Below are 16,580 nucleotides of genomic sequence, written 5' to 3'. Positions count from 1 at the left end.
TTCAAAAAATATTAATAAATACGCTAACCTTTTCATTGATAATTTTCTTAAATTGGTTGACTAACGGGAATCATTCTAACAATTATATGTTAAATCATTCTCTATGAAATTAATTAAATCTACATAATAACTCTCCAACCCCCCTTTTCTTAACAAATATCTATGAAGAAATATCAGTTACCAGGCCAATTTCTAGATCAAAGCAAAGACCTCTTTTGGGTGGTTGACCTTGAATATAAATTGGTTTATGCCAACAAGGCATATTTAAAATTTATGAAAGAGGTGACAGGAAAAGAAAGGAGGCTTGAAGAATCTGCATTTATTGAAAGCTTTGGTGATAAAGATATTGAAAAATGGAAAACCTTTTATACTAGAGCTCTTAGTGGGGAAAACTTTGAAATAGAAGAACACTTCTTTAATGAGAAAAAGAATGAAATTGAATACAACCAAGTTGCTTTTGAACCCTTAATAGATGAGAATCAAAATTTTTATGCTGTTGCTTGCCTCTCAAGAAATATCACACGAATAGTAAAGCAAAAATCTGAAGCCAATCAGATGATTGATGCATCATTAGATGTTTTTTGCACCATCAATGATCAGGGGCTTTTTGTATTTGTGAGTGGCTCTTCTTCAAGCTTATGGGGGTATTCTCCTGATGAATTAATTGGGACACCATACCTCAATTTAGTCTTAGAAGAGGATCTTCAAAAAACCGCAGACAAAACTGCTTCAATTAAAAGTGGTGAGCACACAAAATTATTCAACAATCGCTACAGAAAAAAAGATGGAAGTATTGCCTACAACCATTGGTCAGCAAGATGGGATAGTGCAACAAACCTAACTTACTGTGTGGCTCGAGATGCCAAAGAAAGTATTGAACAGGAAGAAAAAATTCGACTTAGTCAGAAAAGGTTCGAGTCCTTAGTTGAAAATAGCATGGACTGTATCATCATTATCTCACCAGATGGCAGCACCACTTTTGTATCCGGATCAGTTAAAAAAATTCTTGGTTATTCTCCAGCTGAAGTAATGAATATGGACTTTAGAACATTGGTTCACCCTGAGGATTTACCCGATGCAGAAAAGGCGTTATTACTCAGCATCAATAACCCAGGAATTCCTATGAAGGGTCACATTTCACGAGTAAGGCATAAAAATGGAACTTGGCGATGGATTGAGCCTGTCATCACCAACTTACTTGAAGACCCTTCAATAAGGGGTATCGTGGATAATTTCAGAGATATTACAGATCGAGTTGAAGAAGAACAACAACTAAAACTACTTGAAAGTGTAATCACAAATACAAACGATGCAGTTTTAATTACCGAAGCAGAACCATTTGACGAGCCAGGACCTAAGATCCTCTTTGTTAATGAAGCTTTTACAAAAATGACGGGTTATGAAGCAAAGGAAGTAATCGGCAAGACACCGCGAATACTTCAAGGACCTAATTCTAATAAAGAAGAACTGGCAAAACTAGGAAAAGCGCTTAGGAATTGGGAATCCCATGAAATAACCACCATTAACTATAAAAAAAGTGGAGAGGAATTCTGGATCAACTTTACAGTAACCCCAGTAGCCAACGAAAAAGGTTGGTTTACGCATTGGATTGCAATAGAACGGGATGTGACTGAGCAAAAAAACAAAGAAAGAGAAAACGATCTTGTCAACAGGATAAGTAACATTTTCCACCAGAGCATTGACAATGATTTAAAAAAATGCTTGACGAGCCTTTGCGAACACATGTCTGAGTTTGGAAATTTTGAACTTGCTGAAGTATGGTTACCCTCTATTGACGATAAAAGTATTAATCGTATAGCCAATTACTCAAATGACAATGCTGGAAGTGTCTTTTTCAAGGCTACCAAACAACTCACCTCTTGCACACTAGGAGAAGGACTGCCTGGTGATATTTGGAAAAACAAAACAATAAAGGTTTGGGGCGCTTCTGAAGGAAAATGGCTTTTGCAAAGAAAATTAGCTGCTGAGAAGGCCGGTATTGAAACCATGATGGGAATCCCATTAAATCATAAAGATGAAGTAATTGGCGTACTCCTATTAGGTACCACAAAAATAAAATCGACTCTTACTCAACACCTCGACTTATTTAAAAGAATAAAATTAATAATCGGTAGTGAACTGAGCAGAAAGAAAGTTGAGATCGAGCTTGCCCAAATTTTTGACTTTACTCCAGATTTGATTTGTATGGCAGGCTTTGATGGATATATAAAACGAATCAATCCATCAGGCTTAGCATTGCTAGGTTATTCCTTAGAGGAAATCAAATCGAGACCCATCAACTCATTTATCCATGAAAATGATCGATTGTTAACGCGTGACAGTCAACTAAAGCTCTATCGTGGTGAAAATTTACAAAATTTAGAAAACCGTTATATCACAAAAGAAGGCAATGTGGTCTGGTTGAGCTGGACATCAACTTCCTCTCCAGAACAAGGAATTGTATATGCAGTTGCCAAGGACATTACAGAAGAAAAGAACTTAAGAGAACTAAATCGTCAAGTTGGTAAATTGGCTAAAATAGGGAGCTGGGAAGTAGATTTAGTTAATCAATCCGTTTTTTGGTCAGAGGGGGTTCATCGACTGCACGAAACTGATCCAAACACATTTGTTCCAAGTTTTGAGGGGGCTATAAATTTTTACCGGTCTGATTTTCAAAAAATTATTCGATCAAACGTTGAGAATTGCGTCACTAATGGAAAATCCTATTATGTTGAAGCGGTATTGGTAACGGCTAAAAATAATGAGAAATGGGTGCGATCAACTGGAAGTGCAGAATTTATTAATGGTGTTTGTACGCGAATTTATGGAAGCATTCAAGATATAGACGACACTAAGCAATCTGAAATTAGGCTTCAATCGTTGGCTAGTAACTTACCGGGTGTCATATTTCAGTACATTATTAAACCAGACGGAACTGATAGCTTAAAATATGTGACGGAAGGATCTCAGCCAGTTTGGGGATTTTCTAAAGAAGTAGTCATTCAAAATAATCAATTGGTTTGGGACTCTATTAAATCAGGAGGAGATTTTGAAAGAGTCCAAAAAAGTATATCTGATTCCATTGAGTTCAAAACAAAATGGACCTGTCGGTTTAAGTATGTAATGCCTTCTGGTGAACTTCGAACACATTTAGGCAATGGAACACCCACCTTTTTAACTGATGGAACAGTCGTATTTAACTCGATCATACTTGACATTACTCAGGAAGCTCATAACGAAGAGTTGCTAAATCAAACGACACAAATTGCCCGAATAGGCAGTTGGGAAATGGATCTAATCAACCAAGAAGGAGACAGCATATATTGGTCCCCAATGCTACGAGAAATAGTGGAAGTGGAAAGTGATTACAATCCCACCTTAAATGGTGGCATCGAATTACATATCGGAGAAAGTAAAGAACGAATAAAAAATGCTTTGAATCGTTTAATTAACGAGGGTATTGAGTTTGACGAAGAGATCCTGCTGCAGACGGTTAAGGGAAATCAACGATGGAGCCGAGCCATTGGGAAAAAAGAAATGACAAAGAACAAGGTCACCAAGATTTATGGCAGTTATCAAGACATTCATGAGCAAAAGACAGCTAGACTTGAATTAGAGAATAGCTTAAAATCATTGAAGGATTATAAATATTCTTTAGACCAATCGGCAATCATTGCCTTTACAGATAGTAAAGGAATAATTACATCTGTCAATGACAACTTTTGCAAAATTTCAAAATATACAAATGAAGAAATTATCGGAAAAACACATCGATTAATTAATTCGAAGCACCACTCCAAAGAATTTTTTAACGAATTGTGGAACACAATAGGATCGGGAAAGGTATGGCGGGGAGAAATAAAAAATAGAGCAAAAGACAACTCTTATTATTGGGTAGATACTACTATTGTTCCTTTTTTAGACGCAAAAAATAAACCATTACAATACCTCGCCATTCGTTTCGACATTACTGAACGAAAAAAAGCAGAACAAGAAAAAAATAACCTACAGACTACTATAGAAAACAGTTTGAACGAAATCTACATTTTCGATTCGCAAACATTTCACTTTAGCTTCGTCAATAAGGGTGCACTCCTTAATTTGGGTTATTCAGAAAAGGAAATAAAAAGGTTAACCCCAATTGATATAAAGCCTGACTATACAGAAGAATCTTTTAATAAACTAATTACTCCATTAGTATCTGAAGAGAAAAGCAAAATAGTATTTTTTACCAACCACAAACGAAAAGACGGAAGCTTATACCCAGTTGAAGTCCATTTACAGTTAGTAATAGAAAGCGATAAAAGAAGATTTCTAGCAGTAATACTTGATATCACAGAACGAAAAAAAGCGGAGGATGAAAACAAGTTCAAAGCTAATTTGTTAAGCATGATCGGACAAGCGGCAATTGCGACCAACTTAGAGGGAGTTGTGAATTATTGGAACAAAACCGCCGAAAATATTTATGGCTGGAAAGCGGAAGAAGCAATAGGAAAAAACATTATTAATTTAACTCCATTAGATACCAATCAAGAAGAAGCTAATCAAATATTTGAAATGCTCAAAAAAGGGCAAACTTGGACAGGAGAATTTAATGTAAAAAGAAAAAATGGAACAGATTTTCCAGCAAGAATTTCCAATTCCCCAATTTATGATGAAAACAATCAACTATCAGGAATTATTGGTATTTCTTCAGACATCACACAGGAAGTAAAAAATGAGGAACTACTAAAACAATATACACTCGAACTTGAACGCTCCAATGAAGAGTTGGAGCAGTTTGCTTTTGTAGCTTCTCATGACCTTCAGGAGCCACTTCGAATGGTAACTAGTTTCATGGATTTATTGCAACGAAAATTTGGAGACCAACTGGACGAAAAAGGAAACCAATACATCTATTTTGCAGCAGATGGTGCCAAAAGAATGAAGCAAATTATTCTTGATTTATTGGAATACTCTAGAGCCAGTAGACCCTCTGAAGGAAAAGAAGATGTAGACCTTAACGAATTGATATCTGAATATATAAACCTAAGAAGCTCACTCATTTCAGAACGTTCTGCTACGATCAAATACACAGATCTACCTTCACTGAATACCTATAAAGCAGCCATAGTTCAAGTCTTCCATTGCCTAATAGACAATGCATTAAAATACTCCTCTACCGACACAGCTCCAATCGTTGAGATAAATGCCACAGAAAATACCAATGAATGGACCTTTTCGATTAAAGACAATGGGATTGGCATAGACCCTCAATTTCACGAAAAGATATTTATCATCTTTCAACGACTTCATAATAAGGAGGAATTTGCAGGCACAGGCATAGGCCTTTCAATAGCAAAAAGACACGTTGAGCTAGTGGGCGGAAAAATATGGCTTAAGTCGGCTCTTCAGAAAGGTTCAACATTTTATTTCACTATTCCAAAAACAAAAAAGCATGAAAAATGAAAAGATAAAACCAGCACATATTCTTTTGGTTGAAGACAATCAAGGAGATATTCTACTGACCATTGAGGCCTTTAAAGAATGTAAAATAAAAACTGAGATTAGTGTTGCCAAGAACGGGCAAGAAGCACTTGACTTTCTGTATAAAAAAGGAAAATATGCAGAAGCAAAAAGACCGGATATTATTTTACTAGACATAAATTTGCCCATTTTTAATGGGCATGAAGTTTTGCAAGAAATAAAAAAAGATTCTAACCTCAAAAAAATTCCTATCATTATACTTACTACTTCCTCTAATCAAAAATACATAGAGAAAGCCTATGGTAACCATTGCAACAGCTATGTACAAAAACCACTAAATGTAGGTGACTTTCTGGATGCAGTATTGAAAATTGAGCAATTTTGGTTGCAATTAAACACACTTTCAGAATAGAACTATGAAACAACTAAATGACTTTTCAGAAAAATTGACCGTTCTTATTATCGAAGATAATTTAGGTGACTTCGTATTGATTGAGGAATATTTACATGACAAATTTAAGCCCATAGAAATTATACATGTGACAACCTTTACAAATGCAATAGAATGCTTGCAAAATAGTAATGTTGAGGTTTCTTTAATATTGTTGGATTTACACCTCCCTGACATAAATGGACTTGATTTAATCAACAAGCTTTTATCCTTTCATTTTCATATCCCCACCATTATTCTTACTGGAAATTCAGATTTAGGCCTTGTGAATAAGAGTCTTCAATTGGGGGTTTATGACTATTTAATAAAAGATGAAATAAATCCAGTCATTCTTCATAAAACGATTGTTTTTGCATTAAATAGAAGTGATTTCGTTCGTCAGCTTGAAGAAGAAAAGAAAAATTATGAAAACCTTTTCAACTTTAATCCACAACCAACATGGCTTTTGGACTCTAACACGCTACAAATCCTCCATGCAAATATCGCAGCACAAAAAAAATATGGCTTTTTATTGGATGATTTTCTAAAAATGACATTTTATCAATTACATCCTGAGGAAGAAGAGGTACTTATCGCTAAAAAATTCACTTCTAAACAAGAGGAATTGAATGGCAAGTACTTTACTCACTTTTTAAGTAATGGTAATGAAATCAAAGTAGACCTCTATTTTAGAAAGATTAGTAGTGAGGCAAATAGTAAGCTGATTGTGCAGTCAAATGATATATCTCAAACTGTAAGACAACTTAAGACAATTGAAACTCAAAATGCGACTTTAAGTAATATTGCTTGGACACAATCCAATGTGTTGAATGCTCCTGTCACCCGAATTTTAGAAATTGTAAGTTTAATGGAAGAGCAGCCTGATAACTTGGATAAAGTCTCATTTTGGCTAACCCAATTAAAAATTTCAAGTATTGAGGTTGAAAATATTCTAAAAAAGATTATTGATCAAACTAGTCGAACTAGCTAAAATAAACAGTTCAAATTTTTTATTAACCTATTTAGAAAACGTAATCTGTAATTGTGTAATTAAAAAGTACACAACTAATTATTAACAGCTATAGCCTTATTCCCATTACAGTTATATCGTCTGTTTGTTCCGTCTCACCCTTCCACTGATTGAGATTCTGAGCAAGAATGTGTTTCTGTTCTTTCATACTTTCTTCTTGAATTGACATCAATAACTGGATCAGGTTTATCGACTTAAAACATTTATCAGCTGTGCCTCCAAATTGATCTGCATATCCATCAGAACTCAGGTAAATCATATCCCCAGATTCATAATTCATGGTCTCCTCCGATAACTTAACTTTTTTATTTGTACTACCTATCGTAAAAAGACTTCCTTTTATTCTGAATAATGGTTTCCCCTGTTTTTGAGTATACTTTATCACTTTTTTATTTGGCACTGAATCCAGGTTATTGGTTACAATATACAATGGTCTTTTCGCTCCAGCATAAATTATTGTTTTGTCTTTCTTATTGATGGAACAAATTAGAACATCCATTCCTACCTCATTGTGGGTCCTACCATGCTCTTGCATAAAGGTTAACACTAATTCATTTACTTTTTCAAGTATTTCTTTTGGTTTTCTCAGGCCATAGTGCCTTACCGCCAGATTCAATCCATTGTAACAACAAATTGTTAAAAGTGAGGCTGATATACCATGACCAGTGCAATCTGCAACAGCTATCAGTTTAGAATCTCCAAAATCTTGAACCCAGTAAAAATCACCGGACACACTGTACTTGGGTTTGAAGTAAATGAAATTCTCCGGAAAAGACTCATTTAATTCTTCAAATTTGGGCAAAATAACACTTTGTATGTTTGCTGCTGACTTTAGGTAGTCTACCCATTTTTGCTCATTTACGGCTGAAGTATGCTTAAGGTCTGCCAGCTCTTTTTCAGCTTGAAAACTGCTAGTAGATTTATACAGTTCCTTATTCTTCGTTATTTTTTTAAACTGGAGCTCAATTGTGGCTAGAAGTTCCTTTGGTTGAAATGGCTTGGTCAGGTAATCCTCCGCCCCTAGATTCATTCCCCTGCGTATATCAGAGAGTTCGCTCATTGCACTCAAAAAGATAAAAGGAATGTGCTTTAATGAAGAATGATTTCGAAAAGCTTTAATGGTATCTATCCCATTCATCCTAGGCATCATCATATCACAAATCACCAGATCAGGATAGGTCTCAATTGCCTTTTCGTAACCCACTTTTCCGTCCTGGGCTTTAATGACCTCATAATTGGAAAATTGAAGTATTTCTGAGATGGTTTCTCTTATTGCCGATTCGTCTTCTACAATTAGAATCTTTTTCATATCGAGTAGTTTAATATTCGATGCAATAATAAGATGCATTTCAATATTGACAGTGAGCAGGTTTCCGAATGGCTACTTTAGCTTACCCAAAGTAAGTTTTTAGATAATTTAGCTTATTTATTGCCTAACAACTGTAACAGCTCATCTTTCTTTCTTGAAGAGACAATGACATTGGAGCCATCTGAAAGTACTAAATACCCTCCTTTCCCCCGAACGTATTTAACAGCAAATTCGAGGTTTACAATATTGGATTTATGAACTTTAAAGAATCCATTTGAAATTAAAGTGGCCTCGAATTCTTTCATAGGCTTAGAAACCAACAACTTTCTACCTCCTTCCAAGTAAAAATAACAATAAGCCCTATCTGCGGTACATTGTATGATTTTATTAAAAGGCACCAATTCAAGACCCTCTTCTGAAGGAATAGGCAATTTGTTAAATAGCAACTTAGGCGGAATAGAAGATTTGTTGCTCTGCCCCAACATTTTATCTCGTTTAATTAACCTTAATCGTATGATTTTAAGAATCTCTACCGTATCAAAAGGTTTGAGAATATAATCGTCGGCACCTAAATTCATTCCATATCTAATTTCTTTAACTTCTACTTTAGCAGTAAGAAATAAGAAAGCGGGCATGACCTTATCAATGAATTTCTGATTAATGGCCTCCAACAAAGCAAAACCATCCATTTCGGGCATATTTATATCACATAATACTAAATCTGGTTCTTCTTCCAAAATCAATTCATATCCTAATTTTCCATTACTAGCCGCAAACACCTCGTATCCTGAAAATTCTAAGATTTCCTGCAATGTTTCTCTAATGTGTAACTCATCCTCTACTATTACTATTCGATTCATACGTCTATTTTTCTATGTTAATAGTAAATGTTGTTCCCTTGCCTAATTCACTCTCTATATCAATACTTCCACCCATCAATTCTAAATAAGTCTTTACAATTGAGGTTCCTAATCCTGTACCACTTATATCACTGACATTCCCAGCTCTATAAAATGGTTCAAACACCTGACCGATATCTTCTTTAGGTATTCCTATCCCAAAATCTTGCACCGTAATGGTCAGATTCCCCACTTTATGTTTCAAGTGAACCAATGGAGCGGGCTTGGATTGAGAATACTTAAAGGCATTTGAAATTAAATTTGAAAATGCATTTTCAAAAAGCTCAGGGTCTATATGATACATCGTACCTGATCCACTATTGGTCAACTCAATTTTTCTACCATCTATCTGAATTTCATTGTATTTTTGTAGGATTGATTGAACCAATGACTGTATATCAACCATTTGAAGGTTGGGTTTTATCATCCCAGATTCTTTCTTTCCAAGGATTAAAACATTATCCATTAAATCGGTCATTCTTTTAACCTCAGAAATAATTCTTGGATACACTCGATCAAACTTTACTTTAAACTCAGGTCCTGCTTCATGTATTTGCATACCTAACAAGCCAATATTTGATTGTATCACTGTAAGTGGTGTTCTAAATTGGTGAGAAGCTGTGGAAACAAATTGTGATTTCAATTGGCTTAACTCCTTTTCCTTTTTATAGGCAAGTTCTATGGTATCCTTTGCAGCTTCTAGGTCTTTGGTTCGATCAGTTACTTTGCGTTCTAACTCTTCATTCATATTTCTTAGAACCCGCTCACTTTCCTTCTTCTCGGTAATGTCATGGATAAGCAATAGCATATTATCTATTCCATTTGGCTCTTTAATTATTGAAATATTTAGAGCAAACCATTTATTTTTACTTTCAAACTCTATGTAAGACTCCCTCTCACTATTCATTACACCCTGAATAGCCCCTAATAAAACCTGAAGTGTTTCCTTGTGAAAGAATGAATGGATGGTTAACTTATCATGTCTAAAAGAAGACAAATTGCTTTTTGCCAGATTATTAGCATAAGTCACATTTAATTTTCGGTCTATTTTAAGTATTTGAATCGGCAATTCCTCTGCCAATACCCTAAACTTTTCCTCACTTTTTATTAACTCCTTCTGCCTTATTTTACTTTCTGTGATATCTAAAGATGCAACTATTACTTTTATTAATTGATTTTTTTTATTGGTCACTAATTTGACAAAATTGGACAAAACCCGCTCTTTTCCATCTTGCCTTACGATAGTGGCATCAAACGAAAAATTTTCAAGATTTTTTAACGCTCTAGCTATTATTTCTTTTACTCGCTGCTGATCGGATTGATGAAAAAAAGCGATATAGCCCTCTACGGAAGTATCAATTGAGTTAAAGTCATTAATCCCATATATTATGGATAATGTATCTGACCACGATACCTTTTTAGTGGCGATGTCATAATGCCAGCTTCCGATCTTTGCCAATCGTTGAGTTTCATTAAGCAGATCATTTCGTTCTTTCAGCAATTGCTGCATCTCCCTTATTTCAGAAATATCTCTTGAAATACTTTCTACTCCAATAGGGTTATTCTCTTTGTCATAATAAAATTTGGCTGTAATTGAGATGGGCTTCAGCTCCCCACTTTTAGTAATAATAATTGTATCAGCACCACGTATTATTTTTAACTTTTTAAGTTTAGAAATTAGGGCTTTTCTTTCTTCTGGATTGGCATACAACATATCTACATCTTGACCAATCAATTCATCTGCTGTATAGCCAAAAAGATCTAACGATGATGGACTCATCACTTCTATCTCCCCTGAAAAATTTACCCTAGCGAAAACATCAGCCATGGAATTAAAAATCCCTCTAAATCGGTCTTCACTTTTAAGCAGGTCTTCTTGTATTTTTTGTTTTTCCTTCGACAACAAATAGCCTTCAATGGCTAAATCCATAATAGTAGAAAGACTATCTGGGTCAAAAGGTTTATTGATGTATTTATGAACCCCTGTTTTATTGAATGCTTCTTTGAGTACATCATGATCAGTATAGCCAGTCAATAATATAGTAGGAATTTGGGAATTCTTCTCTTTAATAATCCCTAAAAATTCCAGTCCTGAAACCTTAGGCATTTGCTGATCCGAAATAACTAAATCAAAATCACTTTGATCAAATAAAACCAAAGCTTCTTCAGCTGAAGTAGAAGTAACTATATTGTACTTTCTCCTATACAAACCATTAAAAACTCGAAGATTACTCTCTTCGTCATCTACATACAATATATTGTACTTTGTCAATTTATCCATACTCCCCTTAATCAATGCTTTCTCTTATTTCTTTAAATTACCTGGTAACAAATCAACTATCAAACTCCTGATGTTTTATTGTAATTATTTTACTCTAGCACTTTAATACAATCATTCCATTCCACTAAAACAATCTCAGTACATCATTTACATGGCAGATAAACGCTAAAAACAGTCCCCACATCCACTTCACTTGAGTAGGTGATGGTTCCATTGTGATTTTCTACGATACCAAAACTGATGGACAAACCTAATCCTGTCCCTTCTCCTACTTTTTTGGTTGTTAAAAAGGGGTCAAAAATTCGATTACCCAGTTCCTCAGGTATCCCGCAACCATTGTCAGAAATCATAATAGCAACTCCACCATCTTTATTAAATGTAGCTATCTTGATCACTCCATTATCTTTAATGGATTGTTCGGCGTTCATAATTAAATTCATAAATAGCTGATTCAATTGACCAGGGAACCCGTCGAAAATTGCTATGTCTTCTTGTAAATCTAAAATGAATAAAATTCTCTTTTTAGAGACTCTTTGAATAATTTTAATATTACTCGATATTTCTTCATTGATATTTACTTTGTATTTGGTTTCGCTATCTCCTCTTGAAAATCGTTTTAATCCTTTGATAATTTCTTCAGTTCTGGCAGCACCAGTCTTAATATCATTGACTGTAGTCATAATATTATCTCTAATATAATGATAATCTATCTCCTCTTTAAAGTTCTCTATTTTTTTCAATCCACTTGGAAAATGTTTTTCAAGATCGATATCATCGTAAAGATCTAACAAACTCAAGAGATCAATAAGATCTAGCTCAATTCCTGCAGCCCCGGCATTTACAAAATTGATGGGATTATTGATTTCATGAGCAATCCCAGCTGATAGCATCCCAAGAGCAGCCATCTTCTCAGACTGGATTAGTCGTTTCTGAGTTTCATTCACTTGGGTCAGGGCTTGTTGCAATTGCTCACTCTGTTTCCGCACTGTTAAATGTGTTCCAACCCTAGCAATGACCTCATCCATGTGAAATGGTTTTTCAATGTAGTCCACTGCACCAACCTCAAAGGCTTTTACTTTGTCTAGAACCTCAGATGAAGCACTGATGAAAATAACAGGAATTTTAGCTAACTTCTCGTCTTTTTTTAACTCTCTACACGTCTCATAGCCATCCATTTTGGGCATTTGAGCATCCAACAATATCAACTTGGGCATCTTTGCATTTATACTTTCTAGCGCCTTGACCCCATTCATAGCTAAACGAATAACATAGCCTGCGGGTTTTAAAATACTAGCAAGTACTTTTAAATTCTCAGGATTATCATCAACTAACAAGATGTCTTCTTTATCGGTTATATTTATCATTTAACGGTATTAAATAATTCCTCCATTCCTTCTAAATCATAAGAAGAAAGACGATTTTTAATCAGCTCAGAAACCTCAGCATGTGTAGTCGCTATTTTCTCAGAAATAGTTTGCAGCGCATCTAAATCTCCTTCGATAACTGCCTTCTTGATACTGTTGCTCAATTCTTTTGGCAGGTTCATTATCATCTCTGGACTAGCCTTCCCAATTGGGAGTGCTTGACCAGGTTCTACTATTTGTTTGTATTCATAATTTACACCGGTTTCATTTTTGATTTTCTGAAGTAGTTCCGAAAGTTGAAATGGTTTTCGCACAAAATCGTTTGCCCCACAACTAATAAATAGGTCTCTTTCCTCATCAAATGCACTGGCGCTAACTCCTATAATCACTGTGGACTTTCCTTTGGGGTGTTTCCTAATTTCTTTCGTTGCCTCAATGCCATCCATTATTGGCATTACCATATCCATCAGCACCACATTGGGCAACCACTCTTTAAAAAGCTCAACCCCTTCTTTTCCATTGATTGCAGATTTTACTTCAAATCCAATGGATCCGAGTAATAAATCTAACACTTCTCTATTTTCAGTGATGTCATCGACTACCAAAACCTTAATTGTAGGTTGACCTTTTTTAATTTGAACGACTTCTTTAAACGTTTCATTCTTAACAATAAACAACTCTTCCCCTATCAAATATGGGAATGTGAAGGTAAATGTAGAACCCTTGCCGTGGATACTTTTCACCGTTAAGTCTCCTTTCATTAATCGAGCGAGTTTCTTGCTAATTGAAAGGCCAAGACCGGTGCCACCTTTTAGCATTCCTTGTCTGGCTTGAGTGAAGGATTTAAAGATAGTTTCCAATTCATCATTTGGAATTCCAATACCAGTATCGGTTACAGCAACAGAGATATCCCCATCCTTTATAGAAATATTGATTAATATACTCCCCTGATTCGTAAATTTTACAGCATTGGCTATCAGATTAATCAACACTTGCCTTACCTTATTTTCATCCGTTTGAATATAGGCTGGTAGGTTCTTTTTTCCTTCAATGATTAAATCTAACCCTTTTTGAGCCAATTCAAAATGGAAAATATCACTTAACTCCTTAATCAGTCTGAGTGGTTCAAACGTATTGTATCTCAGCTCCATTTTCCCAGTTTCAATTTTTGACAAGTTCAAAATGTCATTAATCAAAGCCAGTAGGTGGTTACCACTTTTATGTATTGCTGTAATACTCATTTGTTGATTTCCTGTAATGTCTTTTTCCCGATTTAAAACCTGCGCATGTCCCAAAATAGCATTCATTGGAGTTCTAATTTCATGCGACATGTTAGCTAGAAACACACTCTTCGCCTTATTGGCTTGTTCTGCTTGAAGCATTGCTTCTTTCAGCTGTTCCTGAGCATTGTATCGGTCAATGATAATAACCAACTGCTCTTGCAGCTGGTTGACAAATTCTTCTAATAAATCAATTCTTTCATTTTTGGTTTTCTTGTAAAAGAATTCTAATACGGCAACAACTTCTCCCCTTATTGGAACAGGAATACTATATGCTCCTCTTAAACCGTATTTTTTTACTTCTTTTTCTCTTTTTATTCCTTTTGCTTTATTTAGGTCGTCTACCCACATGGCTTTTTGCAAATCCCAAACAGTTCCTAAAACTCCTTCGCCTTTAGAAAAAACTGTATTATAAGTGGCCTTAACAAAACCATTATAATCTTCCTTGCCATCTGTGTACCAAATATCAGATGAAGTTAGCGCTTCCTTATTGTGATCCGGAAGAAAAATATGGCCAATTGGCCAATTTGTAAAAGCACAAATACTTTCAAGTGCTTTATAAAGGATTGTTTTTAAATCGAAAGACTCAATAGCCAATTCAGAAAACTCTTTTAAAAAGACCACCTCTTCCTTTTTCCTCGTTTGCAAGGTGATGTCATCCCCTGTGCTGATAGTGCCAGTTACGTTACCCAGATCATCGTAAATTTGCGAATTCCTCCAAGCAAGAAACCGTTCAGTTCCATCTTTACAAAGTGCCCAGTTTTCTATATAGTAGTTATCTTTAACCTCATCTATAGCTAATAAATCTTGAAATTGTTGGATTGTTTTTTCAATTAATCGTTTTGGAATAAAAGTGTGCAGAAAGTCCAAGCCAATCATCTCTTTTTTACTGTAACCATACAATTCAGATGCAGCATCATTTACCATGACTACTTTACCTTGAATATCTAACAGTATGATAACTGAGGGAATAGCATCAAAATAGTATTGCATTTGTGCACGCTCTTTTTCAAGAGTTTCGTTGAGTTGTAACAATTCATTTCTTGTGACAGTTAGAAGTTTGTCATTTTCTTTGAATTGAGTGACATCCCTATTGATACCAATCAACTTTACAATTTCACCACTTTCATTAGTTATTGCAGATATTGAAGCTTTTACATATTTTAAATATCCCTTCTTATCCTTAATTCTAAAAATAGTGTGCTGACTGATTTTGGTTTCTGCAGCTAATTTAATTAATTCTGAAACTGTTTTTAAATCTTCGGGATATAGGAAGGAAGACCAATCTGAAAATTTTGATATTTCTTCTTCTCCACAGCCGTATATTTTTGAAACATCTCCTTCCCAACTGATAAAATCTTCAGCAAAGTTTGTTTCAAAAACTAAAAGAGAAGCTGCATCTAAGGCCAATTTTAATCGTTGGTTCGCATAGTATGCCGTGTCTTCTTTTATTTTTTCTTCAGTGACATTAGTGTTCGTCCCTATGTGCTTGATAACCTCCCCTTTTTCATTGATAATCACTTTAACGGTTGACCGTATAAAACGTACTTCACCGTTACTGTCTATAATCCTAAATACAACTTTTTGAACTTGCTGGCTTTTAGCCCCTTCTTCGAGCACTTTAGCCACTCGATCCACATCTTCAGGATGAACCAGCTTTGACCAATCTGAAAAAGACACGATTTCATCAGGCCCACATCCGTAAACACTAAACACATCTCCCTCCCAAGTCACCTTATCTTCGACTAGATTAGATTCGAAAACAGCAATTGAAGCAGTTTCAATGGCCATTTTCATTCTCTCCTTTAAAGATTGAGCTGAAAGTTCTCGCTCCTTCTCTTTGGTAATATCTATGAAAGAGCCAATAAACTGAGTGTTCTTTCCATCTTTATTTACTTCAAAAATGGAATCACGGGATAAACACCACATCCAAGTTCCATCTGATTTTTTAAAGCGATACTCGATTTCTAAAGCTTCTCCATCATTAGAGGCGATGACTTTTGACATGTGATTTCCTAACGCAAGTTGATCGTCTGGATGAAATAAGTCCAAGAATTTATCAGGACTAAGACTATTGATGTCTTCTAGCGTATATCCGGTTAATTTGGTGTATTGTTCGTTGATATAAACATTATGTCCTTTCTCAATATCAAACACATAAACACCACTTAAAGAGAAGTTAAGCACTTTATTCTTGAAGACTTCATCTATTAATATCATAAACTAACTGGAGGGATTGCTGACTAATCTTTTACGTAAGAAGAGGTTTTTGGTTGTTCGAAGTTGAGAATTAATTTTTAATCCCATGAGTAGAATTAGACTATAGTCTGTTTTAAAACGATTAGTTTATGTTTTCATTCGATGACAGTTACAAACATCCTCTCAAATAAATAATGAATTCCAACAACTTAAACTTTTGACTGGGAATAACTCATTACCAACATGAAATAGCAACCTTACTCGTCCAACTAGAGTCTTCAAAAAAAAGTAAGCCATCGTTAGTTAGCCAAATAATCACGTT

The 16,580-nt window shown here is 35.0% G+C and carries 8 protein-coding genes; 3 read left to right on the top strand and 5 right to left on the bottom strand.

The features are described 5' to 3' along the window. Window positions 1-162 precede the first annotated feature (162 nt). From ACTB0X_RS07435 to ACTB0X_RS07425, 3 genes are read left to right on the top strand one after another with little or no spacing between them, the layout of a single operon-like run. Window positions 163-5,448 carry a PAS domain S-box protein gene (locus tag ACTB0X_RS07435; RefSeq protein ID WP_463024368.1) on the top strand — a complete coding sequence of 1,762 codons (5,286 nt, stop codon included), beginning with the start codon at window positions 163-165 and terminating at the stop codon, window positions 5,446-5,448. After that, window positions 5,438-5,878 (top strand): response regulator, encoded by a 441-nt coding sequence (locus tag ACTB0X_RS07430; RefSeq protein ID WP_463024367.1) that lies wholly within the window; start codon window positions 5,438-5,440, stop codon window positions 5,876-5,878. Before ACTB0X_RS07435 ends, ACTB0X_RS07430 begins: the two co-directional genes overlap by 11 nt. A 4-nt stretch (window positions 5,879-5,882) precedes the next feature. Beyond that, a complete protein-coding gene (locus tag ACTB0X_RS07425; RefSeq protein ID WP_463024366.1) occupies window positions 5,883-6,887 on the top strand; it encodes a response regulator in 1,005 nt (334 codons plus the stop codon). An 88-nt stretch (window positions 6,888-6,975) separates the two neighbouring features. Here the strand turns inward: ACTB0X_RS07425 and ACTB0X_RS07420 are convergent, their stop codons facing one another. The 5 genes from ACTB0X_RS07420 to ACTB0X_RS07400 all read right to left on the bottom strand — a co-directional run bounded on the left by ACTB0X_RS07420 (window position 6,976) and on the right by ACTB0X_RS07400 (window position 16,279). After that, entirely contained in the window at window positions 6,976-8,235 is a 1,260-nt protein-coding gene (locus ACTB0X_RS07420) for a response regulator (protein ID WP_463024365.1), read from the bottom strand. A gap of 113 nt (window positions 8,236-8,348) precedes the next feature. Next, window positions 8,349-9,095 (bottom strand): LytR/AlgR family response regulator transcription factor, encoded by a 747-nt coding sequence (locus ACTB0X_RS07415; RefSeq protein WP_463024364.1) that lies wholly within the window; start codon window positions 9,093-9,095, stop codon window positions 8,349-8,351. 4 nt (window positions 9,096-9,099) lie between these two features. Continuing rightward, the gene (locus ACTB0X_RS07410) at window positions 9,100-11,415 is read right to left on the bottom strand and encodes a PAS domain S-box protein (RefSeq protein WP_463024363.1); all 2,316 of its coding nucleotides are present in this window, start codon (window positions 11,413-11,415) and stop codon (window positions 9,100-9,102) included. A gap of 143 nt (window positions 11,416-11,558) precedes the next feature. After that, window positions 11,559-12,779, bottom strand: coding sequence for a hybrid sensor histidine kinase/response regulator (locus ACTB0X_RS07405; protein WP_463024362.1), 1,221 nt, complete (start codon window positions 12,777-12,779; stop codon window positions 11,559-11,561). Next, complete coding sequence (locus ACTB0X_RS07400; protein WP_463024361.1) at window positions 12,776-16,279, bottom strand: PAS domain-containing protein; 3,504 nt, start codon at window positions 16,277-16,279, stop codon at window positions 12,776-12,778. The genes ACTB0X_RS07405 and ACTB0X_RS07400 overlap by 4 nt, the downstream gene beginning before the upstream one ends. Window positions 16,280-16,580: the final 301 nt, after the last annotated feature.

Source organism: Acidiluteibacter sp. (assembly GCF_055129545.1).
The sequence above is the reverse complement of the archived record's forward strand: the minus strand, read 5'-3'. Positions and strand labels throughout refer to the sequence as shown.